Here is a 26351-nt window from a genome sequence, read left to right on the forward strand (position 1 = left end):
TCTCCAGCCGGCTGGGGTGCCTCGGGTCGCTGGTCCTCTCGGCCGCGCTGACCCTCCTCGTGCTGTTCCTGCTCGACGTGCTCTGACCGCAGGTGGGCGGTTCGGGAGACTCAGCCCGCCGGGTGTCTGGGGCTCCGTAGATCGGATGCGACCTGCATCTTCTCGGCGCAGCCGACCGGCCCATCCGTCGGTTCTCAGGACGCCGGGCTCGTTCCGATGGGGGTGTGTCCGCTTCTCCTGGAAGGCCGAGGAGGCGCGAGATCCGCTACGCGGCCCGTTGGATCGGCTCGATGAACGGCGGCGCCGAGGCGCAGCAGCGCTGAGGCCGACCTGACCCGGCTGCTCGCCGGGCCCACTCCCAGGAGCGGCCGTGTTCGAGCTGCTCGGTGAGGGGCTGACCGACCGGGAGATCGGACCGGCGTGCCCGGCTACAGCAGGCCGAGCCCGCGGGCGCGGCCGACGAGGCCGTCCCGGTCCGGGGCCGCGAGCGTGCGCTGCAGCGTGCGGACGTGCCCCCGCACCGTGTTCGCCGACAGGGCCAGGGCGGTGGTCATCTGTGCGGTGGAGCGCAGCAGGAAGCGCCGCAGCTCCGGCGGCTGCGCGGCCGGCCCGCCGCCGCGAGGTGGTGGACCGCCCGGCCGGGCGCTGCGGCGGGGAGTTGCGGGCGGGACGGTCTCGTTGGAGCCGCGCTCAACGGCAAAGCGCAGTGCCGGCGGTAGCCTCACACCGGGCTGCGGGGTGGCCAGAAGTCTCACGCGTTGTCTCGTGGGTTTCGGAGGGTGTTCTGCACCCACCGGGCCTCTGGTGGATGCAGAAGACGCCTGGACCTGCTCCTTCGCCTCGCCGACGCATCGTGGTGGTCGGGCTCTCGGGACGGGCGCCGTCCTCGGTGGAGCGCAGCAGCACCACATGTGGAACGGCGCCTCTCCGAGCGGTCGTCGGTGTCTTTCGTCCTTCTCCTGAGCGGCGTGCTCGGCGCGTAGCGTTGGCCTGTGGGCGATGTCCGGGAGGCTCCGGACGCGGAGTGGGATGGGCACGTCCTGCTGCTGCACCGGACCGAGGGTGAGCGGCTGGCGGGTCTGACCGCCTGGGTTCGTCGTGGGCTGGAGCTGGGCGAGAAGATCATCTATACCGAGCTTCCGCTCATGCCGGAGGACGCGCTGGTCCCGGTGCTGGAGACGCGGGGTGTGGACGTTGCCGCCGCCGTCCGCGATGGGCAGCTCGTGGTGCTGCCGCCGGAGGAGTTCTATCCGCCGGAGGGCCAGCGCGTGGTCGTGGAGCACGCGCTGGCCGAGGGGTTCGCGTCGGTGCGCATCTCGGCGGAGGTGCGGGCGGCGCTGAGCGTCCTGTCACCCAGTGCGGTCCACGGTGTCGAGCAACGGCTCGACGCGCTCGTCGGCGACCTGCCGATGAGCGCGATGTGTCAGTACTCCGAGGCGGCCACCACCGGCACGTGGCTGGACGACGCAGTCACCACGCACCTGGCCGGCGTGCACCAGTCGACCTTCTCCACCAGTCGGGACCTGGACGGGCTGGCCCTGCACGGAGAGGTCGACGCCACCAACACCGACGTCTTCACTGCGGTGCTGAGCGCCGCGAGCCGTCACCGGGCGCGGGTGCTGTGGGTGGACCTGGGCGAGGTCAGCTACGTCGACGCCGGTTCGTGCTGGCGGCTCGACGACGCCACCCGTAGCTACCGGTCGTCAGGCGGCCACGTCCTGCTCGTCGCGCTGCAACCGCCGGTCGAGCTCACGATGCGCATGCTGGAGGTCGACGAGCTGCCCGGCATGCACCTGGTGGGGGGCGAGCACTGATCTCCACCACCGGACCATCCCACCTGCACGCCGCGCTCCTCTACCGCTCCGCCGAGCACCTGGCGTCGGCGGTCGTGCCGTTCCTGGCCGACGGGCTGGCCGCCGGCGAGGCTGTCGTGCTCGCCTGCCGGGAGGAGAACAGCGCCCTGCTGGCCGAGGCCCTCGGTCACGACGACCGCATCGTCGTCCTGCCGCGGGAGGGGATCTACACCCGGACCGCGCACGTGATCGCCACGCTCCGCCGGGTGGTCCGCCGCCAGCTGGTGGCCGGGGCCTCCGGAGTACGGCTGCTCGGCGAGATCCCGGTCGATCAATCCGGCGACGAATGGCACGAGTGGCATCGCTGCGAGGCGATCTCCAACGTCGCACTGGGACCGCTACCGCTGTCAAGCGTGTGCGCCTTCGACCGGCGCGCGCTGTCCGACGCGATCTGCGAAGGCGTCGAGGAGACCCATCCCGCGCTGATGACCCCCGCGGGCCCCGTGCCCAATCACCGTTACGTGGACCCCGCGACCGTCCTGCGCCGGACCCCGACCACCCGGGCGGGTCGAGCGGAAGACACCCCGCCTACGCTCCAGCTGGCAGACCTGGCCGATGCCAGCCGGCTGCCGGAGCTGCGGGCGCGAGTGCGCGCCGCCCTGGACGGCTCAGGCGAGCCGGGGCAGCTGCGCGGCCGTTTCGCCGCGGCGGTCGCCGAGGTGCTCCTCAACGCCTTGCGGCACGGTCGCCCGCCGGTGGTCGTCCGGCTGTGGGCGACGCCGACCCGGCTCGAGTGCACGGTCACGGACCGCGGGGACGGGTTCGACGACCCGCTCGCCGGCTACACCCCGCCGGGCAACGGCTTCCCACCTGCTGGGGCGGGGCTGTGGCTGGTCCGGCAGGCCTGCGACACGCTGGAGGTGTTCCGGACCGGAACCGGGTTCGCCGTCCGCCTGGCCACCGGCCTGCCCGGATCGGACGCGCCTCCCACGCCGTCATCGGCCGCGGCACCCGCCGACACCCCGGCCGCCCGGGCAGACCGGGCCCGCGCCGACGCGCGGGAGTTGGCCCGTCGGCTCGGGGAGCAGCTCTAGGCGGCTCTGCACACCGGGCCGTGCGCTGCTCGTGGTGGCACCCGGCGCCGGCGGTAGCCTCGAAGCGGGCCGCAGGCCGCTCAGCAGTCTCACGCGTTGTCTCGTGGGTTGTCTGGAGGGTTCTCTGCACCCACCGGGCCTCTAGCTCAACTGGCAGAGCAGCGGACTTTTAATCCGCGGGTTGTGGGTTCGATCCCCACGGGGCCCACCACGTCGATGTGGTGCTTCGACTGATGCTTGACGCCGGAGCTTCGGGTGGTGCTCGACCCCAGTGCCGGCTGCCCTCGATGAGGCAGTTGAGCGTGGCCGAGCAGTGCTGTCTGGCGGTGATCGCCGAGGGGCATTGGTCACCGGCCTACCCGGCGCGGCACTGTTCGCGACACAGCCCACGGTGTTCGACGTCCTCCCTGTGCAGACGCCGAAGGCCCCCACCTTTGTAACGGAGGTGGGGGCCTTCGGTCCGAGAGGATGTAGTGCCTACTTCATCTTCTCCATCTTGGCGAAGTAGCTCACACACTGCCCCTGGTTGGGGAACTCCGGCTTGGTGCTCGTGGCCCAGCCGCCCTTCTTGCAGTCGTCCTTGCCCTCGAGCACGGTGTGCGCGGCGAAGGTGTAGCGGGACCCGGCGAAGTCGATGGCGTTGAGCACGCCTTCCCCGGTCGGGCCGGTACCGAGGGAGAAGCCGAACGCGGTCACGTTGGCGTCGGTGAACGCATCGCGCCACTGGTCGAGCGTGCCGTGGTTGGTGCTTCCGAACCCAGACGTGTGGGAAGGCGCCTTCTCCTTCACGAAGCCGGCTGCGGCGTTGTTCAGCCACCAGTCATTGCCGTACGCGCCAGGCTCACCGATGAGGATGCCGTCGGGGCTGCCGTTGGCGTCGAAGTCGATGATCAGCTGGAAGCCGGGAGCTGCGCCGGTCGCGCTGGTGTAGTCCAGGGCCGGCTCGCCGATGGCGGCAAGCGACTGGTCGGTGGCGACGTACTCGGCCACCTTGTCGGTCCCCGTAACGGTCTTGAGGTGGAGGGAGCTGCCCTCGAGCTCCCAGGAGCCGGTTCCCTTGGTGCTGGACAGGGCCTGGACGAAGTCGTCCGGGACGTAGATCGTCTCCGTGTCCGCGGCCTGCGCGGGAGTTGCCAGAACGGCGGAGAGCCCCAGCGCCAGAGCGCCGCCAATGCCGATACGTCGCTTCACGTGCGTTCCCTTCCTCACCGGCCGCAGGACCTGGTCATGGGCCTGCTGCAGCCACGATGCTGATCGTCGGGTCCTGTCATCGGCAGACGGAGCGCGTCGTGGTACCCCGGTCGCGGGATCAGTGGGCGCGCCAGGATCTCGTCATCCCATGGATGGGCATGAACGCCAGTCAGCCCGGACCAGTTGCTCGCTCGGTTCCCAGAGCCGCCGCGCCGAACCCCGGGTCGACCGCGTGCGGGACGACATCGGTCCCCTCGGGCCTGAGGACCTGTCCCCCGCCGCGATCGGGAACCGCCGCGCTCCCGCAGCGACGGCGCGCAGGGGCGGCCGTGGCCGGTGTCGGCCCGCCCGCGTCGGCCGGCGCGACATGCCGGGCGGACAGGTGCTCCAGGACTGACCACGGATCGGTCACCGCCCGCGCACGCTGGAGAACGGGAGGGAAGTCGACAAGGCACCGGGCGCAGCGGGGGGTCACCGACCGCGCAGCCGGGCCCGGGCAACGATCTCGTCACGGGCTCCTCCACGGCCCGGCGAGAACCGCAGGTCAGGGCGGCGGCCACCCTAGTTTTCCCCTTGTCCACGGCACTTCCCCAGCCGCGGACAGGACGTCCGAGGAGACCCTGCGTGAGCGCCCCCGCTGTACTGGTTCCCCACCCGCCGACCGAGGTCGAGCGGCCCCCGGCCGATGACGGCCTGACCCTGCTGTTGGACATGTTCGTGCCCGAGCCCCCCGAGGGAGCCCGGCCGGTCGTGCCGCACGTGCGCGGCGCGCGCCGGGCCGCCCTCCGAGCGCAGTCCCAGGAGTGGGTGCGGCGCGCGGCCAACTGGGGCGCCGGACCGCAGGGCACCTGGTGCGCCTGGTGAACGCCGCCGTGTCCACCCCTCGTCAGACGGTCGTCCCGCGGTGCACGGAGGAGGAGCGATGATCCTGTGGCCGGCAGTGACCCTGCTGGGCTTCGTCGTGCTGGCGTGCGTGGTCATCGCGCTCGGCACCCGTTCGACCGCCCGGTATGAGTTCGAGCGCAACCGCGTGCAGAAGCAGGCGCAGCCGGCGGCGGTCCCCGCGGGTGCGGGCCAGAGCCCCGCCGGTGATCGTCCCGCCGGGCGACCGGCCGCCGACCGGCCCGCCGCCCCGGGCCGCAACGGCGGCGCACCGGTGCGCCAGCGGCGGCGCGAGCGGGTCGCGGCGAGTCACCCCGCGGGAAAGGGCCTCGACCGGCCCTCGGGGTGGTGGCTGGTCGACGAGTCCGAGGACCAGCCCGCTGCGCGGGTCGTCGCGGGACCGTTCCCGGACCGGATCGAGGCGGACTGGGCCGCCCTGTCCGGCGGGCTGTCCGACGACGTCCGAGCGGTCTACGGCGTGCCCCGTGCCGACGGGGCCGTGGTGCGGCGGCAGTCGCCCCAGGAGCGGGCGTGGCTGGCCGAGCTCGGCAACCAGCTGGACCGGCTGGCCGAGGACTGGGACGAGCTGCTGACCGACACCGACGCGCTGACCACCCTCCTGGTGGAGGTCGCCGGCGCCGTCGTCGAGGCGGGGCTGCCGCTGCACGACTGCGCCGAGCGCAGCCCGGCGGGAGGCGGTTCGGTCGGCGGGGTCTGCCTGACTCCCGATCCCGGGCGCCGCGGCATCCTCGTCAGCTGGCGCCAGCACGACCGGATGAGCCTGCAGCAGGTCCGCGGCGCCGAGGCGGACGCGGCGGTGCAGCGGACGATGAACGCCGCGATCGCCGGCGTCCTCGCGGAGATGGGCTTCCAGGTGACGCCGTTCGGCTCGACCGGCTGCCACCTCGTGACCGCCGTCGACCGGTCGGCGCTGACGCCCTGACGGCCGGCCGGTTCCCGGCGGCGAGCAGCCGCCGGGAACCGGCCCCCGCGCGGGCCGGTCACCCACGCTGGGGAAGAGGCGCAAGGAACGGCGCCGTCCGGTCGATGACCGGACCAGGCGAACCAGGAGCCGCCGGCGCGTGGCTGTACCGCACGGCGCTCGTGCTCATCCCCGTCGTCGGGGTCGTCGTGCTGACGGCGGACATCGCACGCACCCGGGCGGCCGAGGCCGCCAGCGCCGAGCGCGCCGAGGACGCCGTCCGGGCCGTCGCGCAGCTCGACGCCGCGCGCAGCGGCGTGGAGCAGGAGATCGTCCAGGCCCAGGCTGTCCTGCTCCACCGGCCGATGCCCGCCGCCGACGCCGGGGCGCTGCTGCGCCCGGCCCTGCCCGCGGTCCGACTCAGTCCAGGAAGCGCTCCACCACCGGGGCCAGATGGCGGGCCTCGGTGATCAGCGCCAGGTGTCCGCCGCCGTAGACGTGCAGCTGCGCGTCGGGGATCAGCCGGGCCATGATCTGCGCGTTGACCACCGGCACGATCGGGTCGTCGTCGCCGGCGACCACCAGCGTGGGCTGCCGGATCAGCCGGAGGAACGGCAGGCTGCTCCAGCCGGCGCTGGCGGCCAGCTGGTAGTAGTAGCCGCGCCGCGGGCCCAGCCGGCTGGCCGAGTGCAGCACCCGCGCTGCCAGGGCGGGGTCGTCGCGGACGCTGCCGCCGTAGATGGTCCCGGCCACGTTCCGGGTGTACGCGGGGTCGCGGTGCCGGCGCGGGGTGAGCATCCGGGCGAGCACGCGCGGATGCCCGGGCACCATGATCGAGCCGGTCCCGGTCGCCGCGAGGACCAGCCGCCGCACGCGGCGGCGGTGCTGGACGGCGAAGTGCTGGGCCAGCCCCCCGCCCCACGACAGCCCCAGGACGTCGACCGGGTCCTCGTGGCCCAGCTTGCTGAGCAGGCCCGCCACCACCGGGCTGAACGTCGCCAGCACGTACGGCACGACCGGCCGCGGGGAGCCGCCCACCCCCGGGACGTCGAACCTGATCACCGTCCGCCGCCGGTCGAGGACGTCGACGAACGGCTGCAGCACCTCCAGGCTCGCGCCGATGCCGTTCATGAGCAGCAGCGGCGGCACCGAGTCGTCGTCCCCGGCGCGGACCGAGACCCGCAGGGTGCGCCCCGAGACGGTCAGCGTGCGCACGGTCTCGCCGGGGCGGAACCGGCCGCCGCGGGACGCCTGCGGGGAGCTACTTGTCGAAGACATACGTGCCCGGCGCCTCCGCCAGCGGCGGCAGTTCGTCGTTGCCCAGCGCCGACGGCGCGTCGACCTCGTCGCCGGTGCGCTCGGTCAGCCAGGACACGAAGTCCGGCCACCAGGAGCCCTTCTGCTTCTCCGCCAGCTCCAGCCACCGCTCGGGGTCCGCCGGCGTCTCGGGGGCGAACTGGAAGGACGCCTTCGGGTTCGTCGGTGGGTTCACCAGGGAGGCGATGTGGCCGCTCGTGGACAGGATGAACCGGTTGCGCCCGCCCAGCAGCTGGGTGGTCCGGTAGCAGGACTGCCACGGGCAGATGTGGTCGGCGATGCCGGCGGTGACGTAGGCGTCGACCTCCACCTTGGACAGGTCCACCGGGGAACCCAGCATCGTCGCCGCACCCGGCTGGGCCAGCTTGTTGCCGATGGCGACGTCGATGAAGTCCCGGTGCAGGGCGGCGCTCATCCGGGTGGTGTCGGAGTTCCAGTAGAGGATGTCGAATGCCGGCGGGGGGTTGCCCTGCAGGTAGTTGTTGACCCAGTAGTTCCACACCAGGTCGTTGGGCCGCAGCCAGGCGAAGACCTCGGCCAGCGAGGCGCCGTCCAGGTAGCCCTTCTTGCGCGACCTCTCCGTCGCCTCCTTGACCGCCTCCTCGTCCATCAGCGCGCCGATCGTCCCGGCCTTCGACCAGTCGAGGACGGCGACGGCGTAGCTGGAGGCGGCCACCCGGTGCTGCGCCCCCGTCTCGGCCAGATGGGCCAGCACCATCGCCAGGATGATGCCGCCGGAGCAGAAGCCCTGCAGCGCAGTCCGGTCGCTGCCGGTGATCTTCTCGGCGGCGGCCATCGCGTCGAGGACGGCCTGCCCGTAGGTGTCCAGGCCCCAGTCGGCGTGCCGCTCGTCCGGGTTGCGCCACGACATCATGAAGACCTGCTGGCCGGAGGCGACGTAGTGCTCGACGATGCTGCGGCCGGGCGCGAGGTCGGTGATGTAGTACTTGTTGATCGTCGGCGGGACGATGACCAGCGGGATCTGCCGCACCTTCTCGGTGGTCGGCCGGTACTGGATCAGCTCGAACACCGGCGTCCGCAGCACCACCGAGCCGGGGGTGACGGCGAGGTCCTCGCCGACGGTGAACGCGTCCTCCTCCACCATCGCGGGCACGCGCGGCGGGGTCAGGAGGTCGTGGGCCATCTGGCGCAGCCCGGTGACGGCGTTGCGGCCACCGGTGTCGATGATCGCCTTCCACAGCAGCGGGTTCAGCGGGGTGTTGCTGGGCGCCAGGGCGTCGACGAGGTTGGTCATGGTGAAGCGGATGCGCTCGTCGTCGCGCCAGTCGAGGTCGGCGTCCTCCACCAGGCCCATCGCGGTGCGGGCGGCGGCGATGTGCGCCTGCATCGCGCGGCGCATGAGCCCGTTGCCCTGCCACGCCGGGTCGGTGTAGCGCTTGTCCTTGGGTGAGGGCTCGATGTCGGAGCGCCCCACGACGACCTTGCCGAGGTCCTTGACCAGGCCGCCGGCGCGGCGGGCCACGACCTGGGGGCGTCCGGCCAGGGCCCGGCCGAGCGCGAGCGTGGTGCGGGCCGGGGGGATCATGCGGCGCAGGGGCCCGCGGGCACCGTCGACGAGGAGCATGTCCAGGCCCATCACGGCATCGCCGGCGTCCTGGGTGGGTCCGTCGGTGGTGCGGTCCTCGGGCCGTCGTGCGTTCGCGGCGTCGGTCATGGCCGGCCTCCTCGGTACCTGGATCGCGGTGCGACCGCAGACACTCAACCACGGTCCGGCACGGCCCGCCTGCTCAGCCGGATGGGTGTCGGGCCTGCTCCAGGTTCGACTGGTGTGGGCCGGAGAGCCGGTCTCGACCCAGACATGGGACACGGTCAGACCGTCTCCGGGACCAGCGCCGTCCGCGGCGCCGTGTTCGGCGGTCGCCGCCACGACCGGTTGCGCCGCCAGAACAGGTACGTGCACAGACCGAGCGGGATGGGCAGCACGTAGGTCAGCGCCCGGTAGACGAGCACGCCGGCGGCCACCAGCGCGCGTTCCCCGCCGGCGGCGGCCAGCCCCGCGATCATCGCGACCTCCACCACGCCGAGCCCGCCGGGGGTGAACGGCACGGCGGTGAGCAGCCGGGCGAAGGCGAACACCGCCAGCGCCTCGACCACGCTCACCTGGGCGGCGTCCACCCCGACGGCCCGCAGCGCCAGCACCAGCACGAGGAACAGCGAGAGGTGGCTGACCAGCGTCGCCGCGGTGATCCAGTGCCAGCGGGCCCGCAGCAGCAGCGTCGTCCGGTCGCGGAACTTGGTCGTCGCGAGATCCCAGCCCTGCACGGGCGGCCGACCGAACGGCCGGATCACCGCCGAGGCCACCCGCCCGAGGCCCGTGCCGACCCGCGCCGCCCCCTCCCGGCTGCGCAGCAACAGGGCCATGAGGACGACGGCGACGACCAGGCCCGCCAGGCCGGCCGCCCCCGCCAGGACCCGGCCGGTGCTGGGCGTGGAGCTGAACGCGAGCAGGCTCAGGGCCAACACCGGCAGCGCCAGCTTCGCGAAGTTGTTCCACAGCCCCGACACGAGCAGGGAGACCGAGGTCCGCGAGCGCGAGAAGCCCCACGAGGAGTTCATGCCGTAGGTCAGGCCGAGGGCGATGGCCGCCCCGCCGACGACGGTGTTGGAGACCGCGGTGGTCGTCAGCGTCGAGACCGTCGCCTGCCGCAGCGTCAGCCCCGGCATGGTCGCGACGACCAGGAACTGGTAGGTGGCCAGGTTCCACGCGGCAGCCAGGGCCAGCACGCCGATCTCCACCCAGGTCATCGCGCGGACCGTGTCCCACACGGCGGAGACGCTGGTGAACTGGGGCAGGAACCACCACAGGACGGCGGCGGCGAGGGCCAGGGACAGCACCGGCGCGACCACCCGCTGCCAGCGGGGCCGGCTCACGGCGGGTCCCCGTCCGCGCCCGGGGGGTCGAGGCCGAGCCGGCCGCCGGTCTCGGCGCGCACCTGGTCGTCGAGCTGACCCCGGCGCAGGACGCCGATGCCCTGGCTGGCCAGCGCCAGCGGCTCGCCCCGGTTGTCGCCGGACAGGGTGAAGACCAGCGTCAGGCAGCCCCCGGTGAACAGGTAGAAGCGGGAGCCCCGGTACTGCGGGGTGACCTCGGTGACCCGCTCCAGCCGGCGCATGCCGTCGCGGTCGCTGGGGATCTCCGTCGCGCCGTCGGTGCGGCAGTCGGCGCTCAGCCGTACCTCGATGGCGCGCGCCCCGTCGCGGTCGGAGTCCAGCCAGAAGCGCGCCTCACCGTTGCGGGCCTCCAGCCCGGCGAAGTGCCAGCCGAGCGGCAGCCCCTGGACGCAGGGCACCCGCGACGCGGTCGGGACGGCCTGCGCCATGAGCAGCACCCCGTTGGCCGCCTTGCCGTCGTCCCCGATCGAGCAGCCCGGCGCGGCGCCGAACGAGCTGCTGACCGGTGCCACGCACCCGCCGAGCGCGAGGGTGAGCGTGGCGGCGAGCGCGGCCGCCCGCGGTGCCCGGCTCACAGCGGCGAGTCCAGCAGGCCGGCGGCCACGAGCCCCGCGAGGACCAGCCCGAGCAGGGCCAGCAGGGACAGCCCCACCCGCCGCCAGCTCCACCGCTGCATGCGCACCGGGGGCAGCCGGTAGGGCAGCAGCCCCAGGAAGTCGGCGTGCAGGTCGCGGCTGTCGGCCCGCAGGCAGCGGCGCAGCTGCGTGGGCATGGTCATCCCGCGGGTGGCGGCGAAGGCCTCGGCGATCTCCTCGTCGGAGAAGCGGACCCGCGCCCGGGCGTGGACCCGCGCGGCGTCGGTGCGCAGCGCGAGCACCAGCATCATGTTGGCCAGGTCCACCGCCTGCCGCCACGGGCTCGGCCGGATCTCGGCGAAGGCGGAGTCGATGAGGTAGAGGGTGCCGTCGCGCACCAGGACGTTGGCCGGCTTGACGTCGCGGTGCGCCACGCCGATGTCCCACATCCGCCGCACCACGGCCAGCCCCTGGTCGACGACCGCGTCGTCGATGTCGGCGTCGCCGATCTCCTGGGCACCCAGGAGGAACTCCGTGACCAGCAGGTACTCGCGTTCCGGGGTGATCTCCACGATCCCCATGGGCTGGGGCACGGGCAGCCCGGAGTCGGTGAACAGCCGCAGCACGTAGTCCTCGTACTGCACCAGCCGGCGCACGGTGTGGAACGGCTTCTCGTCCTCCAGCCCGCCGTAGAGCAGCGTGCGGGCCAGCTTGAACCACCGGTCGGACCGGACGTGGGTGGCGGCGTACAGCTTGCCGAACACGAAGCCCTCGCCGTCCTCGGCCTTGACCGTGATCCGCAGCGGCGTCGACCCGCCGGAGCCCTCCAGGTGGAACGGCTGCACCTCGGTGGCCAGCAGGCCCAGCTGGTCCTGCAGCGCCCGCACGATGGCCTCTCCCCGGGCGCCGGAGACGTCCAGGTGCGCCGGGCGGCCGCGGCGGTAGCGCACCGGGTGGACGTCGTTCGGGGTCATCAGCCGGAACGCGGCCAGCGGGGTGGCGACGCCGAGGACCACCCCGGCCACGATGCCGCTGGGGTGGTCCTGCGCCAGGTACAACCGGGAGGCCACGGTGACCGCCAGCAGACCGACGACCACCCACTTGCCGATCGTGCGGGACCGGCCGGCCGGCACGAGGGCGTACACGGTGCTCACCAGGAACGCGGACAGCACCGTCACCGGCAGTGACGGCATCGCGTAGCCCGACCACGACCCCAGCAGCTCGACCTCGAACGGGCGCGGCCGCCGCAGCAGCAGCGTGGCCAGGGAGCCGAGGTTCACCACGACCAGCGCCACGCCGACCCAGGTGAACAGGTGGTGCCAGCGGCGGAACACCACGAGGACGGCCAGGTTGGTCAACCACAGCCCGTGCACCACCGGCGGTGTCGCCAGGACGCCGGCCGCCTCGGCGACCGTGGTGAGCCCGGGGGAGCGCAGCGTCGCGATCGCCTGCAGCACCCGCGTGTCCGCGAGGTCCACCAGCGGCACCTCGTCGGTGACGACGACCGCCGCCCAGCCGGCGAACACGGCGGCGGACAGGCCCAGCCACCACCGGCCGGAGGCGTTGAGGTGCCGGGGCAGCGGCGGGGGCTCACCGGAGGGGCGACGGCGCCGGCGGACACGCTGGATGCCCGGCGGACCGGGACGCCGGACCGGATCGGCCTCCGGGACGGCGTGCGGGGGCGACGCCATGCCGACCGATGCTGCCCCTGACCCGGCGCCGGGTCCATCGAAATCGTCGCCGTCCCCGGTTAGCGTTGCTCCGGACGGCGGGAGGAGGCCCGATGCGGTGTCGCCGAGCCGTCCTCCCGGTGGTCGCCGTGCTCCTCGCGCTGCTGACCGCCTGCGGGTCGACGTCGCCCGCCCCGGCACCGGCGGCGCAGGAGGCGGTCCGCATCGCCTCCTACGACTTCACCGAGAACCAGATCCTGGCCGAGGTGTACGCCGAGGCGGTCCGCCGCGCCGGGCTGCCGGTGGACGTGCAGCACGGCACCGGCACGCGCGAGGTGGTGCTGCCGGCGCTGGAGCAGGGCGTGGTCGACGTCGTCGTCGACTACCTGGGCGCCGCGCTGGAGTTCGTCGACCCCGGTGGGCCGGCGGTCCCCCGGGAGCCCGAGCACCTGCACGCCGCCCTGGGCCGGGTCATGGGGCAGCGCGGGGCCACCGTGCTCGCCGCGGCCGATGCCGAGGACCAGAACGGCTTCGTCGTCCGCGCCGCCTTCGCCGAGCAGCGGGGCGTCACCCGGCTGTCCGACCTCGCCCCGCTCGCCCCGGGGCTGGTGTTCGGCGGGCCCCCCGAGTGCCCGGAGCGGCGGTACTGCCTGCCCGGGCTGCGCGAGGTCTACGGCCTGCAGTTCGGCCAGGTGCTGCCGATGCCGACCCGCTCGGCGACGGCGGAGGCGGTGCTGGCCGGGACGATCGACGTCGGGATGCTGGAGACGACCGACGCCCGGCTGGCCGCCGCCCCCCTGGTGCTGCTGGAGGACGACCGCGGGCTGCAGCCGCACGAGAACGTGGTGCCGATCGTGCGCACCGCGGTCCTGGAGCGGGTGGGGGAGGGCCTGCGGGAGGCGCTGGACGCGGTCAGCGCCCGGCTGGACCGGGCCGACCTGGTGCGGCTCAACCGCCTGGTGGTCCTCGACGGGAAGACCCCCGCCGAGGCAGCGGCGCTGTGGTGGGCCGGCCGCTGAGCGTGCATGCCGGGGGCCCCGCCCGGGCAGGACGAGGCATCGCCGACCCGCACGAGCTGAGGAGCCTGCCGTGGGCAGATCGATCGCCGACCAGACGGTGGAGGAGCTCGGGGGGCCGGGCAGCGTCCTGGTCCGCCAGCGCCGGGACCACGTCGACCTGGACCGGCTGTTGCACGAGCTGGAGGGCACCACCGGGCAGGCGCAGGAGGAGGTGCTCACCCGCATCGACCGCCTGGTGTTCAGCCACGCCTTCGCCGAGGAGTCGGTGCTGTGGCCGGTGCTGCGCCGGGTCCTGCCCGACGGCGAGGCGCTGACCCTGCGGGTGGAGGAGGAACACCAGGAGGTCAACGAGCTGGTGACCGAGCTGGAGACCCTCGGTCACGACGACCCGCGCCGCGCGCAGCGGCTGTCCCGGCTGGTCGAGGTGCTGCGCGAGGACGTCCGCGACGAGGAGGACGTCCTGTTCCCGCGCCTGCAGGAGAAACTGGACCCGGCGCAGCTGCGGCGGCTGGGCCGGCAGTGGGAGGTCGTCCGGCGGGTCTCGCCCACCCGCCCGCACCCGATGGTCTCCCGACGGCCGCCCGGCAACGCGCTGTCGGCACTGCCGCTGTCGGTGCTCGACCGCAGCCGGGACGTCGTCGACGCCGTCGTCCGGCGGGTGCCCGAACGGCTCGCGCCGGCCGGGAAGGCGGTCAGCCGCGGCCTGGCCGGGCTCGCCGGCCTGGTGGAGCGGGTGCCGGTCGCCCGCCGCGGGGACCGCCCGCCGACGTCCCGCTGAAGCGACGAGGGCCCCTCCCCGTGGGGGAGGGGCCCTCGTCGTGCGCGGCTGCTCGGTTCAGGTGGTCTGCTGGGGCTTGGGGTCCGAGCGGGCGTCGAGCTGGATCTCCTTGTCCGCCCGCGGCACGCCCGCCTTGAGCTCCTTGGTCCGCTCGATCTCCGCGTCGAGCTCGATGCCGAACAGCAGGGCCACGTTGGTCAGCCAGAACCAGACCAGGAAGATGACCACACCGGCCAGCGCCCCGTAGGTCTTGTTGTAGCTGCCGAAGTTGGCCACGTAGAAGGCGAACAACGCCGACGCCACGGCCCACACCAGGATGGCCACGGCCGCGCCGGGGCTCACGAAGCGGAAGCCGCGCAGCCGGACGTTCGGCGTCGCGTAGTACAGGACGGCGATCATCAGGCCGACCAGGACGACGATCACCGGCCACTTGGCGATGTTCCAGACCGTCGTGACGCCGCTGCCCAGGCCGAGGGCCTGCCCGACGGCGTCGGCGACCGGGCCGCTGAGCACGACCGCGGCGACGATGACGGCGGCGAACAGCACGCCGATGAGGGTCACCAGCAGCTGCAGCGGCTTGAGCTTCCAGACCTTCCGGCCCTCGGGCGTCTCGTACACGATGTTGGCGGCGCGGGTGAACGCGCCGACGTACCCCGATGCCGACCAGATGGCCGCGGCCAGACCGATGACCAGGCCGAGGCCGGCGGTGGCCGTGTTGGACGCGATCTGCTCGATGACCGGGTTGATCGTCGCCGCGGCGGACCCCGGCACGATCGTGGTGAGCGCGTCGGAGAGCTGGTCCGGGTCGACCAGCAGGCCGACGATCGACACCAGGGCGATCAGCGCCGGGAACAGCGCCAGCACGCCGTAGTAGGTGAGCGCGGCCGCCCAGTCGGTGAGGTTGTCCTCGCTGAACTCCTTGACCGTGCGCTTCAGGGTGCCGCCGGTCGTCGGCTTCGGATCCGCGCCGGTGGGCGCGTAGTCGGCGCGGGTGCCGCTGACCTTGTCGTCGTCGGGGGCGGGGTCGCCGGCCGCGTTGCCGGAGAACCGGGTGTCCTTCGCGGTGGTGTCGCCGCGGGAGCCGGTGGAGCGGGCCATTCGTTCGTCCTCCGGTCGGGTGGGAACTCGTCAGCACGTGGGTTCCCCGGACGGCTCCGTTCCATGCAGGTCGGTGGCGTGTCGCGACCGCTCCGTGACCTCAGCGCAGGCCGCTGACGGGCGACCACTCACCGGCCGCCGCCGTCGCCTGCTCGACGTCGGCCAGCCGGTCCGGACCGCCGCGGCCCCGCCGCCCGGCCAGTCCGGCGGCGCTCAGCAGGACCACCGCGGCGGCTCCCCCCGCGCCCACGAGGGCCACCGCGGTGAACGCCGCGGCCGACGGGAAGCCGGTGGCGGGGTCCACGCCCGCGGCCAGCACGGCGACGGTCACCGTGCTCCCGACGGCCTGCCCCACCGAGCGGGCGATGGAGTTCACCGCGTTGGCCACCCCGGTCTCCTCGGGCCGGACGGCCGACACCACCAGCGCGGGCAGGGCGGCGTAGGCCACGGTGGCCCAGAGCTGGGTCAGCAGACCGGCGACGACCACCTGCCACGCGACGTCGCGGAGCAGCGCCAGCAGCAGGAAGCCGGCCAGGCCGCAGGCCGCACCGGTGAGCAGGGTGGGCAGCCCGCCGGCACGGGCGACGACCCGCCCCGCCACCGGCGCCAGCAGCACGCCGGCCAGACCCCCCGGCAGCAGGAAGACCACGGCCGCCTCCACCACGGAGGCGCCGAACCCGTAGCCGGCGGCCTCCGGCGGCGTCTGCACGAACTGGAGGACGGCGAGGAAGGAGGCGAACAGGCCGATGCCGGTCATCACCCCGGCGAGGTTGGGCACCAGCGTGCGGGGGTCGGCCAGCATCGCCGGACGGACCAGCGGGTCCTCCCGGTGCCGCTGGAGCAGCACCCACCCGGCCAGGACGACGGCGGCCCCCACCGCACAGCCGACCGTCGCGGGTGAGCCCCAGCCCCAGGAATTGCCCTGCGACACCGGCAGCAGCAGGAGGACCAGGCCGCACGCCAGGACGACGGCGCCCCACCAGTCGACCCGGCCCGACCCCGTCGCCGGACGGCGGGGCAGGACGAGGACGACGAGCACCAGCGCGGTGACGGCCGCGGCCAGGCCGATCCAGAACGGCCGGTGGTAGTCCCCGCCGTCCCGGGTGAGCAGCGCCGCGGCGACCAGGCCGACGACGCCCCCGACGGCCAGCGTGCTGCTGACGACGGACATGCCGACGCTGAGCCGGGCCGCGGGCAGCTCGCGGCGCAGCACGCTGATGGACAGGGGGAAGAGCCCGTAGGAGACGCCTTGCAGCACGCGGGCCGCGATCAGCGCCGGCAGTGAGGACGTCAGCAGGGCCAGCAGCGTGCCCGCGGTCATCGCGACCAGGATGCCGATCATCACCGGGCGCTCGCCCCAGGTGTCGCCGAGCCGGCCGAGGACGGGCGTGGAGACGGCGGCTGCCAGCAGGTTCGCGGTCAGCACCCACCCGGCCGCGGCCGGGGAGACGCCCAGCTGGTCGCCGATGGCGTCCAGGATGGGCACGACCAGGCTCTGCAGCAGCGAGAGCGCGGTCGTGCCCAGGGCGAGGGTGGCGACCAGCAGCCCGGCCCGGGGCCCGCGGCGGCGCTGCGCCGCGGTGTCGTCGTCGGCGGGCACGCGGGGATGAGACCACGGCCGGGACGCGCTCGGCGCGGTCACCCGGCGTCCCCCGATGGGGTGGGGTCGGCCGCGGAGTGTCAGGAAGACCTCACGTTCCGACGATTGAGACGGCAGTCGGCGGGGGAAGACATGGCCCGACGACGTGCCGCCGGCCTCGCCCGGCGGCTCAGCCGAGAGAACAGCAGGGGGATGTACTGATGGTGTTGTGGCCGGCCGTGACCCTGATCGGGTTCCTGGTCCTGACCGCACTGGTGATCGTCATGGGCACCTCGTCCACGGCACGCTACGAACGGGAGAAGAGCGCCGCGGCCGCCGCCCGTTCCACCACCCGCCTCCCCGGCCGGTCCGCCGCGGCCGAGCCGGTGGGCGCCGCCCGCGCCGCCTGAGAGGGGACCACCCCTCCCCCCACGCCTCGCACGCTCGGCGTGGGCCCCTGAGGGGCGGCCGTTCCAGCACCTCAGCCGCGTGGGCGCGTGGGGTGCGGCTCAGAGCCAGGCCGCCGGGGTGTCGAGGACGGTGCGGTCCAGCGACTCCAGCAGGTCGAGGGTCACCGCGACCTTCGGCAGTTCGTGGCGGTGGAAGTACCGGGCCGCGGCCCGCTTGCCCTGGTGGAAGTCGCTGTCGTGGTCGCCGGTGGCCAGGACCTGGTCCAGCCACAGCCACGCGACCACCACGTGCCCGGCGGCCTCGAGGTAGGCGGTGGCGTTGGCGAGCGTGACCGCCGGGTCGTCCGCGCCCCACAGCGTCGCGGTCACCGCACCCAGCCGGGCCACGGCGGCGTCGAGGTCGGCGGCGTAGCCGGCCCACTCCGTGCCGGCCGCCCGCGCCGTCGTCGCGGTGATCGTCTGCCCGAGCAGCGCCAGCCCGGCCCCGCCCTCCATCACGACCTTGCGGCCCAGCAGGTCCAGGCCCTGGATGCCGGCGGTGCCCTCGTGGATCGGGTTGAGCCGGTTGTCCCGATAGAACTGCTCCACAGGGTGGTCGCGGGTGTAGCCGTAGCCGCCGTGCACCTGGATGGCCAGATCGTCGGCGACCGGCCCCCACTGCGAGGGCCAGGACTTCGCGATCGGGGTCAGCACCTCCAGCAGCAGGTGGGCGCGGGCCCGCTCGGCCTCGGAGCCGCCGGTCTGCTCCTCGTCGACCAGCCGCGCGCAGTACAGCGCCAGCGCCAGCCCGCCCTCCGCGTAGGACTTCGCGGCCAGCAGCATCCGCCGGACGTCGGTGTGCTCGACGATCGGCACCGGCGGCGTGGCCGGGTCGCGGTTCGTCGGCGGCCGGCCCTGGGTGCGGGTACGGGCGTACTCCAGCGCGTGCAGGTAGCCGGTGCAGGCCAGCGCCGCCGCCCCCGCCCCCACGCCGACCCGCGCCTCGTTCATCATGTGGAACATGTAGGTCAGGCCGCGGTGCTCCTCGCCCACGAGGTACCCGACCGCGCCGGCCCGCCCGCCGGGGGTGTGCACGCCCTCGCCGAAGTTGAGCAGGGTGTTCGTCGTCCCGCGGTAGCCCATCTTGTGGTTGAGCCCGGCGAGGACGACGTCGTTGCGCTCGCCGAGCGAGTCGTCGTCGCGCACCAGGTGCTTGGGGACGACGAACAGGGAGATGCCCTTCACGCCGGGCGGGCCTCCGGGGACCTTGGCCAGCACGAGGTGCACGATGTTCTCGCTCAGCTCGTGGTCGCCCGCGGAGATCCACATCTTGTTGCCGGTGAGCCGGTACGTGCCGTCGTCCTGCCGGTCGGCGCGGGTGGTGATGTCGGCCAGCGAGGAGCCCGCCTGGGGCTCCGACAGCGCCATCGTGCCGAACCAGCGCCCCTCGAGCATCGGCCGCACGTAGGTGTCCACCTGCTCCCGGCTGCCGTGCGCGACCAGCAGCCGGGCGTTGGCCATGGTGAGGAACGGGTAGGCCGAGGTGCCGACGTTGGCCGCCTGGAACCACGCCATCGCGGCCTGGGCGACGGTGTGCGGCAGCTGCATGCCACCGAGCTCCTCGTCGAAGGTGCCGGCGATCAGCCCGGCGTCGGCGAAGACCCGCAGCGCCCGGCTCACCTCCGGGATCATCTCCACGCGCCCGTCGACCATCCGTGGCTCGTGCTCGTCGGCGGTGCGGTTGTGCGGGGCGAAGTGGTCGGTGGCGATCTGCTCGGCGAGCTCCAGCACGGCGTCGAAGGTCTCCCGCGAGTGCTCTGCGTGGCGGGGGCGCTTCGTGAGCTCCTCGACGGCCAGCCACTCGTGGAGCAGGAACTCCAGGTCGCGGCGGGACAGGATCAACGACGAGCGCACGGGGTGCCTCCAGGAACGGGGTGCGGGAGCCGCCGCCACAGTAGGCGCGGGTCGTGGCACGGCGGTCACGGTCGCCCAGCGGTTGCCCCCGCCGGACGACCGGCCCGCCCGAGCCGCGGGGTCGGTCAGCCGCGGTGCCGGCCACCCGACGTGCCGGCGTTGCCCGGCCGGCCGGACGGCGGCGGGGTCGAGGTGGGTGCCGCGGCGCCCACCGCCTGCACCGCCTGGTCGGTGTCGTCGTCCGCGGCGGGGGCGCCCGCGGTCTGCTCGGCGGCCTGCCGTGCCTGGATGCCGGACTTGTCCGACAGCGCCAGCTGCGGCAGGAACAGGAACACGAAGAACCCGATGACCACCACGCAGGCGGCGATCAGGAACACCAGGTCGATGGTGTTGGAGAACCCCACCTTGAACGGCTCGACCAGGAGCGGCTCGGTCCCGATCGCGCTGGTGTCGTCCAGGGCCCGGCTGAAGTCGAACCGCGCGGCAGCGGCGGCGACCTCGGGGTCCCGTGCGGCGGCGTCGGTGACGGCGGTGCCGATGTCGGTGGGCAGCCGGGTGAACATGATCGAGAGGAAGGCGGCGGTCCCGATGGTGCCGCCCATCTGGCGGAAGAACGTCACTGACGAGGTGGCCACCCCGATCTCCCGCGGCGAGACGGCGTTCTGGACGGCGAGGATGACCGGCTGGAAGTTGAAGCCGAGGCCCAGGCCGAGCACCACCATGAACGGCACCAGCGTCCAGATCGAGGTGTCGGCCTCGACGACCAGCGACATCCCGACCAGGGCGATCGTCATCAGCGCGATGCCCACGAGGGGGAAGGCCTTGTACTTCCCGGTCCTGGAGATCGCGATGCCGGAGCTCATCGCCCCGACCATGATCCCGGCGACCAGCGGGATCAGCTGCAGGCCGGCGACCGTCGCGCTGGAGCCGTGCACGATCTGCAGGTACTGGGGGAGCAGCAGCAGGCCGCCGAACATGCCGGCGCCCATCACGACGCTGCCGATGGCGCTGACGGTGAAGCTGCGGTTGCCGAACAGACGCAGGGGGAGCAGCGCCTCCTCGCGGTACGCGCGCTCGGCGAGCAGGAACAGCGCGAAGCCGACCGCGCCGATCGCGTAGCAGGCGAGGGCACGGCCCGACGTCCAGCCCCACAGCCGGCCTTGCTCGGCCACGATCAGCAACGGCACGAGGAAGGTGATCAACGCGAGCGCGCCGGGCCAGTCGATGCGGTGGTCGCGGCGTTCGTGCGGCAGGTGCAGGACGCGGTAGACCGCGACGAAGGCGAGCAGGCCCAGCGGCACGTTGATGAAGAAGATCCAGCGCCAGCCGGTGATCCCCAGCAGCGAGGACTGCCCGGCGAAGAAGCCGCCGATGACCGGCCCGAGCACGCTGGAGGTGCCGAACACGGCCATGAAGTAGCCCTGGTACCGGGAGCGTTCCCGCGGCGGGACGATGTCGCCGATGATGGCCAGGGCCAGCGACATCAGGCCGCCGGCGCCGATGCCCTGGATCGCCCGGAACGCCGCGAGCTGGTACATCGAGTCGGCGATCCCGCACAGCACCGAGCCGACGACGAAGACGCCGATGGCGAACAGGTAGAACGGCCGGCGGCCGTAGATGTCGGACAGCTTCCCGTACAGCGGGGTGGCGATCGTCGACGTGATGAGGAACGCCGTGGTGGCCCACGCCTGCAGGTCGTAGCCCTGCAGGTCGTCGGCGATGGTGCGGATGGCGGTGGAGACCACGGTCTGGTCGAGGGCGGCCAGGAACATCGCGATCATCAGTCCGACGAGGATCGTGACGATCTGCCGGTGGCTGAAGACGCCGTCGGCGTCCGGGGCGGCCGAGGCCGCGCGGGCGCTCCTCCGCCCGGCCGCGTCGGTGCGGGTGCTGTGGGTCATGACTTCTCTCTCGGGGACGGCGCGGCGGGGGGCTCGGCGGGCAGGGACGAGGCGAGGTCGTCCATCAGCCGGCCGAAGAGGGTGGTGAGGGCCGCGAGGTCGGCCGCGGACCAGTCGGCGGTCACGCGGGCCAGGACGGCCTCGCGCTCGCTGCGCATCTGCTCCAGCGCGGCGCGGCCGTCGTCGGTGACCACGAGCCGGCTGGCCCGACCGTCGGTCTCGTCGGCGACCCGCCGGACCAGGCGCTGCTCGATGAGCGTGGCGACGTGCCGGCTGACCGTGGACGGGTCGGCGTGCACCAGGTCGGCGAGCGCGCCCTGACGCAGGGGACCCAACCGGACCAGGGGGAACAGCAGGACGAGCGCGGCGCGGTCGCGCCCCTCGGTGGGCTGGGCGCTCTTCAGCGCGTGCGCCAGCCGCATGAAGCGGGGGAGCTGCTCGCCGAGGGTGCGGACCTCGGCCAGGCGGTCGGCAGCGGCCCCGGTGGGCTCGGTGGTGGGGGTCACGGGCACTCCGGAGCCGGACGACGGAACATGTGCATCGTACAACCGGTTGTACGCCGCATGCATGGAGTTGTCGGCCCCATGCGGTGAGGTCCGCCACTGCACCCCCGGGCAACGACGGTGGGATCCTGGACGCCGGTACCCGCCGCCGCGGCGCTCCACCCTGCCGCCGTCCCCTCCTGGCGGCCCCACCCACCGATCGAGGAGCTGGACCGTGACCACCCCGCCCGACGACCTGCGGACGCGGCTGGCCGGCCTCACCCTCGAGGACGAGCACCGCCTGCGCCGTCGTCTCGACGGCACCCGCCGCACCCGCGACGCGCAGGCCCGGGCCCGCCAGCAGGCGGCGATCGCCACCGACGTCACCGCCGCCGAGGAGCGGATCGCCCGTCGCCGGGCCGCCGTCCCGACGGTCAACTACCCCGCCGCGCTGCCGGTGAGCATGCGCCGCGACGACATCGCCGCGGCGCTGCGCGAGCACCAGGTGGTCGTCGTCGCGGGGGAGACCGGGTCCGGCAAGACCACCCAGCTGCCCAAGATCGCCCTCGAGCTGGGCCGGGGCGTCCGGGGGCGGATCGGGCACACCCAGCCGCGCCGGATCGCCGCCCGCACCGTCGCCGAGCGGATCGCCGAGGAGCTGGAGCGGCCGCTGGGCGACGTCGTCGGCTGGAAGGTCCGGTTCACCGACCAGGTCGGCGACACGACGCTGGTCAAGGTCATGACCGACGGTGTCCTGCTCGCCGAGATCGGCCGCGACCGGCTGCTGCGCCAGTACGACACGCTGATCATCGACGAGGCGCACGAGCGCAGCCTCAACATCGACTTCCTGCTCGGCTACCTCGCCCGGCTGCTGCCGCAGCGGCCGGACCTCAAGCTCGTCATCACCTCCGCGACGATCGACGTCGAGCGGATCGCCAAGCACTTCAGCGCGGACGGCGCCGAGGTGCCGGTGGTCGAGGTGAGCGGGCGCACCTACCCGGTGGAGGTCCGCTACCGGCCGGTGGTCGACCCCGACGCCCCCGAGGGCGACCCCGCCGCCGACCCGGACCGCGACCAGGTGACCGCGATCGCCGACGCCGTCGACGAGCTGCTGGCCGAGGGGCCGGGCGACGTCCTGGTGTTCCTCGCCGGTGAGCGGGAGATCCGGGACACCGCCGACGTCCTGGGCGAGCGCTTCCCCTCCGCGGAGGTCGTCCCGCTCTACTCGCGGCTGTCGGCCGCCGACCAGCACAAGGTCTTCGCGCCGCACACCGGTCGGCGGATCGTGCTGGCCACCAACGTCGCCGAGACCTCGCTCACCGTGCCGGGCATCCGGTACGTCGTCGACCCGGGCACGGCGCGGATCTCGCGGTACAGCGCGCGGCTGAAGGTGCAGCGGCTGCCGATCGAGCCGATCAGCCAGGCCTCGGCGCGGCAGCGGTCGGGCCGCTGCGGGCGCACCTCCGACGGCATCGCGATCCGGCTCTACACGGAGGAGGACTTCGAGAGCCGGCCGGAGTACACCGACCCGGAGATCCTGCGCACCAGCCTGGCCTCGGTGCTGCTGCAGATGGCCGCGCTCGGGCTCGGGGACGTCGCCGACTTCCCGTTCATCGACCCGCCGGATCGCCGGGCCGTCGCCGACGGCATCGCGCTGCTGGAGGAGCTCGGCGCCCTCGAGCCCTCCGGTGACGACCCCGCCCGCCGCCGGCTGACCCCCACCGGGCGGGCGCTGGCCGCCCTGCCGCTGGACCCGCGCATGGCCCGGATGGTGGTCGAGGCCGACCGGCGCGGGGTGCTCGAGGAGGTCCTCGTCATCGCCGCCGGGCTGACCATCCAGGACCCCCGTGAGCGGCCGACGGAGCACCAGCAGGCCGCCGACGAGATGCACGCGCGGTTCGCCGACGAGAACTCCGACTTCCTCGCCCTGCTCAACCTGTGGCGGTACCTCGGCGAGCAGCAGGAGGCGCTCTCGGGCAGCCAGTTCCGGCGCACCATCAAGCGGGAGTTCCTGCACTACCTGCGCATCCGCGAGTGGCAGGACCTCTACGGCCAGCTCCGCAGCACCGCCCGCCGGCTGGGCATGTCCGTGGGCGAGCCGGCCGCCGAGCCGGACGAGCGCGGCATCCACACCGCCCTGCTGGCCGGGCTGCTGTCGCACGTCGGTGTGCAGGTCGAGGACGCCAAGGCCGGGCGCGGCCGGGGCCGGGAGTACCTCGGCGCCCGCAACGCCCGGTTCGTGATCGCGCCGGGCACCCCGCTGGCGAAGAAGCCGCCGCGCTGGGTGGTCGCCGCGGAGCTGGTCGAGACCAGCCGGCTGTTCGCCCGCACCGTCGCCCGCATCGACCCCGAGGTCGTGGAGCGGCTGGCCGACCACCTGGTCAAGCGGCAGTACTCCGAGCCCCGCTGGGACGCCAAGCGCGGCTCGGTCGTCGCCACCGAGCGGGTCACCCTCTACGGCATCCCGCTGGTCGTCGGGCGCCGCGTGCAGTACGGGTCGATCGACCCCGTCGTCTCGCGCGAGCTGTTCATCCGGCACGCGCTGGTGCAGGGCGAGTGGACGACCCACCACCGCTTCTGGCACGACAACCAGAAGGCGATGCAGCGGGTGGCCGAGCTGGAGGAGCGCGCCCGCCGCCGCGACATCCGGGTGGACGACGAGACGCTGTTCGAGCTCTACGACGCCCGCATCCCCGCCGACGTCGTCTCCACCCGGCACTTCGACAAGTGGTGGAAGGCCGCCCGGCGGGAGACCCCGGACCTGCTCACCTTCACCCCGGAGATGCTCACCAACGCCGCGGCGGCCGGGCAGGTGCGGGTCGAGGAGTTCCCCGACGAGGTGCCGCTGTCGCAGGGGCTGACCCTGCCGCTGTCCTACGCGTTCGCCCCGGGCACCCCGGCCGACGGCGTCACCGTCGACGTCCCCCTGGCGGTGCTCGACGCCGTCGCGGAGCGGACGTCGGGGGAGTCGCTGGCCTTCACCGTCCCCGGGCTGCGGGAGGAGTTGGTCACCGCGCTGCTGCGCACCCTGCCCAAGCAGCTGCGCCGGGCGCTGGTGCCGATCCCCGACCGCGTCCGCGAGGTGCTGCCGCACATCGCGCCGACCGAGCCGCTGCTGCCGGCGCTGGAGCGGGAGCTGCGCCGGTCGGCGGCGGTGGTGGTCCCGCCGGACGCGTGGGCGCCGGACCAGGTGCCCGACCACCTGCGGGCCACCTTCCGCGTGGTCGACGACCGGCACCGGCCGCTGGCCACCGGCAAGGACCTGCAGGCGCTGCGCCGGGAGGTCGCGCCGCAGAGCCGGGCGAGCCTGGCCGCGGCGGCCTCGTCGGTGGAGCGCACGGGGCTCACCACGTGGTCGTTCGGCACGCTGCCGCGCACCGTCGACGTCCGCCGCGGCGGCCACGTGGTCACCGCCTTCCCCGCGCTGGTCGACGAGGGCCAGACCGTGGGCATCCGCGTGGTCGCGACCGAGGTGGAGGCCACCCGGCTGACCTGGCGCGGCGCTCGCCGGTTGCTGGTGCTGGTCGCCGGTTCACCCACCCGGCAGGTGGTGAAGTCGCTGTCGCCGCGCACGCGCCTGGCGCTGCAGTTCAACCCGGACGGCGAGATCCCCGCCCTGGTCGACGACTGCGTGGACGCCGCCGCCGACGAGCTCATCGCCGCCGCCGGCGGACCCCCGCGCGACGAGGCCGCCTTCACCGCCCTGGTCGGGACGGCGCGGACGCAGTTGCTGCCGTTGACCACCGACACGGTGCAGAAGGTGGAGGCGGTGCTCACCCGGGCTCGCGAGGTCGCGGTGGCGATCGGCGCGGCGCCCGGACGGCGGGTACCCGAGGCGGCGGTCGCCGACCTGCGCCGGCAGATGGGTGGATTGCTGCACCGCGGGTTCGTCGCCGCGACCGGGCGCCGCCGGCTGCCCGACGTCGTCCGGTACCTCACGGCGATGGTGCACCGGCTGGAGAAGCTGCCGGCCAACGCCGTCCGCGACGAGCTGTGGATGGCGCAGGTCGCGGCGGTCACCGCGGAGTACGAGCAGCTGCGCCGGCAGGTCCCGGCCACGGGGGCGCCGGACGACCCGGTGGCGCGGGTGCGCTGGATGATCGAGGAGCTGCGGGTCGGCCTGTTCGCGCAGAGCATCGGGACGCCGCGGGCGATCTCCGAGCAGCGGGTCTACAAGGCGATCGACCAGCTCACCGCCTGACCCCCCCGTCGGTTTCCGCGGAAACCGACGGATGCGGCCCGTCGGTTTCCGCGGGAACCGACAGGGGTGGGGGCTCAGGCCTGGGCGCGGGCGGCCTCGGCGCGGTCGCGCAGCAGGGCGGAGATGCGCTGCCGCGTCACGCCGAAGAGGGCGGCGATGCGGTTGATGCTCACCTGCTCGGACTGCAGGGCGTGCGCCTGCTCGCGGCGCCAGGCGCCACCGGCCGTCGACAGGGCCGCCATCACGGTGCTGATCTGCTCCACCACGAGGGGGCGCCGCTCCTCGGTGACGATGTCCAGCCAGGCCCGCCCCGAGCGCCGCGCGTCCAGCAGCCTCTCGGCGCGCGCCCGTGCCCCGGTCAGCTCGACGAGGCAGGTGTCGAGCACGGCGAGCAGCGCGGAGAGCGCCTCGGCGGCGTCGTCGGTGGTCTCGGCGGTTCGCTCCTCGACGTCCACGACGCCTCCTCCCGCCACTCCAGCGGCGTCCAGTGGGCAACAACTGGATTGCACACTACCCGACTGAACGCGGGTTGCGTGCAAGGGGCGTGACGCGCGGTGTCGATGGCGGGTGGGGGTCGTTGCGCAGCGCCGGTTCGCCATGGTTCTGTTGTGTGCAACCGAGTGGCGCGGCTGG

At 73.8% G+C, this 26351-nt stretch carries 22 protein-coding genes and 1 tRNA gene; 10 read left to right on the top strand and 13 right to left on the bottom strand.

All coding sequences use genetic code 11. The features are described from left to right. Positions 1 to 428: 428 nt before the first annotated feature. A complete protein-coding gene (locus CRP39_RS26345; RefSeq protein ID WP_143426583.1) occupies positions 429 to 755 on the bottom strand; it encodes a helix-turn-helix domain-containing protein in 327 nt (108 codons plus the stop codon). 237 nt (positions 756 to 992) lie between these two features. On the opposite strand from CRP39_RS26345, the gene CRP39_RS06425 reads away from it, so the two are divergent. The 3 genes from CRP39_RS06425 (at position 993) to CRP39_RS06435 (ending at position 3098) form a co-directional block, all read left to right on the top strand. Next, the gene (locus CRP39_RS06425; RefSeq protein WP_097205438.1) at positions 993 to 1814 is read left to right on the top strand and encodes an MEDS domain-containing protein; all 822 of its coding nucleotides are present in this window, start codon (positions 993 to 995) and stop codon (positions 1812 to 1814) included. A gap of 23 nt (positions 1815 to 1837) precedes the next feature. Beyond that, positions 1838 to 2887: an anti-sigma factor RsbA family regulatory protein gene (locus tag CRP39_RS06430; RefSeq protein WP_281253758.1), complete on the top strand. Its 1050-nt coding sequence runs from the start codon at positions 1838 to 1840 to the stop codon at positions 2885 to 2887. Between the two features lie 135 nt (positions 2888 to 3022). After that, a tRNA-Lys gene (locus CRP39_RS06435) sits at positions 3023 to 3098 on the top strand. A 266-nt stretch (positions 3099 to 3364) separates the two neighbouring features. Here CRP39_RS06435 and CRP39_RS06440 read toward each other — a convergent pair. Continuing rightward, positions 3365 to 4078: a hypothetical protein gene (locus tag CRP39_RS06440; protein ID WP_097205441.1), complete on the bottom strand. Its 714-nt coding sequence runs from the start codon at positions 4076 to 4078 to the stop codon at positions 3365 to 3367. A 624-nt stretch (positions 4079 to 4702) separates the two neighbouring features. Here CRP39_RS06440 and CRP39_RS06445 point away from each other — a divergent pair. From CRP39_RS06445 to CRP39_RS06455, 3 genes are all read left to right on the top strand, one after another. Further along, the gene (locus tag CRP39_RS06445; protein WP_097205443.1) at positions 4703 to 4942 is read left to right on the top strand and encodes a hypothetical protein; all 240 of its coding nucleotides are present in this window, start codon (positions 4703 to 4705) and stop codon (positions 4940 to 4942) included. A gap of 58 nt (positions 4943 to 5000) precedes the next feature. Further along, the gene (locus CRP39_RS06450) at positions 5001 to 5903 is read left to right on the top strand and encodes a hypothetical protein (RefSeq protein WP_097205445.1); all 903 of its coding nucleotides are present in this window, start codon (positions 5001 to 5003) and stop codon (positions 5901 to 5903) included. A 104-nt stretch (positions 5904 to 6007) separates the two neighbouring features. Continuing rightward, positions 6008 to 6352 carry a hypothetical protein gene (locus CRP39_RS06455; protein ID WP_143426584.1) on the top strand — a complete coding sequence of 115 codons (345 nt, stop codon included), beginning with the start codon at positions 6008 to 6010 and terminating at the stop codon, positions 6350 to 6352. On the opposite strand, the gene phaZ is transcribed toward CRP39_RS06455, so the two are convergent. The 5 genes from phaZ to CRP39_RS06480 form a co-directional block, all read right to left on the bottom strand. Continuing rightward, positions 6303 to 7160, bottom strand: coding sequence for a poly(3-hydroxyalkanoate) depolymerase (gene phaZ, locus CRP39_RS06460; RefSeq protein WP_097205449.1), 858 nt, complete (start codon positions 7158 to 7160; stop codon positions 6303 to 6305). The genes CRP39_RS06455 and phaZ overlap by 50 nt on opposite strands. Then, positions 7144 to 8874, bottom strand: coding sequence for a PHA/PHB synthase family protein (locus tag CRP39_RS06465; RefSeq protein ID WP_172442322.1), 1731 nt, complete (start codon positions 8872 to 8874; stop codon positions 7144 to 7146). Before CRP39_RS06465 ends, phaZ begins: the two co-directional genes overlap by 17 nt. Positions 8875 to 9029: 155 nt before the next feature. Next, entirely contained in the window at positions 9030 to 10091 is a 1062-nt protein-coding gene (locus tag CRP39_RS06470; protein WP_097205451.1) for a lysylphosphatidylglycerol synthase transmembrane domain-containing protein, read from the bottom strand. Further along, entirely contained in the window at positions 10088 to 10687 is a 600-nt protein-coding gene (locus tag CRP39_RS06475) for a hypothetical protein (protein ID WP_097205452.1), read from the bottom strand. The genes CRP39_RS06470 and CRP39_RS06475 overlap by 4 nt, the downstream gene beginning before the upstream one ends. Beyond that, positions 10684 to 12378 carry a phosphatase PAP2 family protein gene (locus CRP39_RS06480; RefSeq protein WP_097205454.1) on the bottom strand — a complete coding sequence of 565 codons (1695 nt, stop codon included), beginning with the start codon at positions 12376 to 12378 and terminating at the stop codon, positions 10684 to 10686. The genes CRP39_RS06475 and CRP39_RS06480 overlap by 4 nt, the downstream gene beginning before the upstream one ends. Positions 12379 to 12470: 92 nt before the next feature. Between CRP39_RS06480 and CRP39_RS06485 the strand changes: the two genes are divergently transcribed. Together CRP39_RS06485 and CRP39_RS06490 are read left to right on the top strand one after the other, a co-directional pair. Then, on the top strand, positions 12471 to 13376 hold the full coding sequence (locus tag CRP39_RS06485; RefSeq protein ID WP_097205456.1) for an ABC transporter substrate-binding protein: 906 nt from the start codon (positions 12471 to 12473) through the stop codon (positions 13374 to 13376). 70 nt (positions 13377 to 13446) lie between these two features. Beyond that, positions 13447 to 14154 (top strand): hemerythrin domain-containing protein, encoded by a 708-nt coding sequence (locus tag CRP39_RS06490; protein WP_097205457.1) that lies wholly within the window; start codon positions 13447 to 13449, stop codon positions 14152 to 14154. Between the two features lie 57 nt (positions 14155 to 14211). Here the strand turns inward: CRP39_RS06490 and CRP39_RS06495 are convergent, their stop codons facing one another. Together CRP39_RS06495 and CRP39_RS06500 are read right to left on the bottom strand one after the other, a co-directional pair. Next, on the bottom strand, positions 14212 to 15252 hold the full coding sequence (locus CRP39_RS06495) for a YihY/virulence factor BrkB family protein (protein ID WP_097205459.1): 1041 nt from the start codon (positions 15250 to 15252) through the stop codon (positions 14212 to 14214). A 100-nt stretch (positions 15253 to 15352) separates the two neighbouring features. Next, positions 15353 to 16852 (bottom strand): MFS transporter, encoded by a 1500-nt coding sequence (locus tag CRP39_RS06500; RefSeq protein ID WP_097205460.1) that lies wholly within the window; start codon positions 16850 to 16852, stop codon positions 15353 to 15355. Between the two features lie 200 nt (positions 16853 to 17052). On the opposite strand from CRP39_RS06500, the gene CRP39_RS26710 reads away from it, so the two are divergent. After that, complete coding sequence (locus CRP39_RS26710; protein ID WP_097205462.1) at positions 17053 to 17241, top strand: hypothetical protein; 189 nt, start codon at positions 17053 to 17055, stop codon at positions 17239 to 17241. Positions 17242 to 17340: 99 nt separating this feature from the next. On the opposite strand, the gene CRP39_RS06510 is transcribed toward CRP39_RS26710, so the two are convergent. The 3 genes from CRP39_RS06510 to CRP39_RS06520 form a co-directional block, all read right to left on the bottom strand. Next, a complete protein-coding gene (locus CRP39_RS06510) occupies positions 17341 to 19134 on the bottom strand; it encodes an acyl-CoA dehydrogenase (RefSeq protein WP_097205463.1) in 1794 nt (597 codons plus the stop codon). A gap of 125 nt (positions 19135 to 19259) precedes the next feature. Continuing rightward, entirely contained in the window at positions 19260 to 21035 is a 1776-nt protein-coding gene (locus CRP39_RS06515; RefSeq protein ID WP_097205465.1) for an MDR family MFS transporter, read from the bottom strand. After that, entirely contained in the window at positions 21032 to 21541 is a 510-nt protein-coding gene (locus CRP39_RS06520) for a MarR family winged helix-turn-helix transcriptional regulator (RefSeq protein WP_245853647.1), read from the bottom strand. The genes CRP39_RS06515 and CRP39_RS06520 overlap by 4 nt, the downstream gene beginning before the upstream one ends. Positions 21542 to 21752: 211 nt before the next feature. Between CRP39_RS06520 and hrpA the strand changes: the two genes are divergently transcribed. Further along, the gene (hrpA, locus tag CRP39_RS06525) at positions 21753 to 25718 is read left to right on the top strand and encodes an ATP-dependent RNA helicase HrpA (RefSeq protein ID WP_097205468.1); all 3966 of its coding nucleotides are present in this window, start codon (positions 21753 to 21755) and stop codon (positions 25716 to 25718) included. 74 nt (positions 25719 to 25792) lie between these two features. On the opposite strand, the gene CRP39_RS06530 is transcribed toward hrpA, so the two are convergent. Next, positions 25793 to 26173 carry a hypothetical protein gene (locus CRP39_RS06530; RefSeq protein WP_097205469.1) on the bottom strand — a complete coding sequence of 127 codons (381 nt, stop codon included), beginning with the start codon at positions 26171 to 26173 and terminating at the stop codon, positions 25793 to 25795. Positions 26174 to 26351: the final 178 nt, after the last annotated feature.

Source organism: Geodermatophilus sabuli, assembly GCF_900215145.1.
Lineage (GTDB): Bacteria > Actinomycetota > Actinomycetes > Mycobacteriales > Geodermatophilaceae > Geodermatophilus > Geodermatophilus sabuli.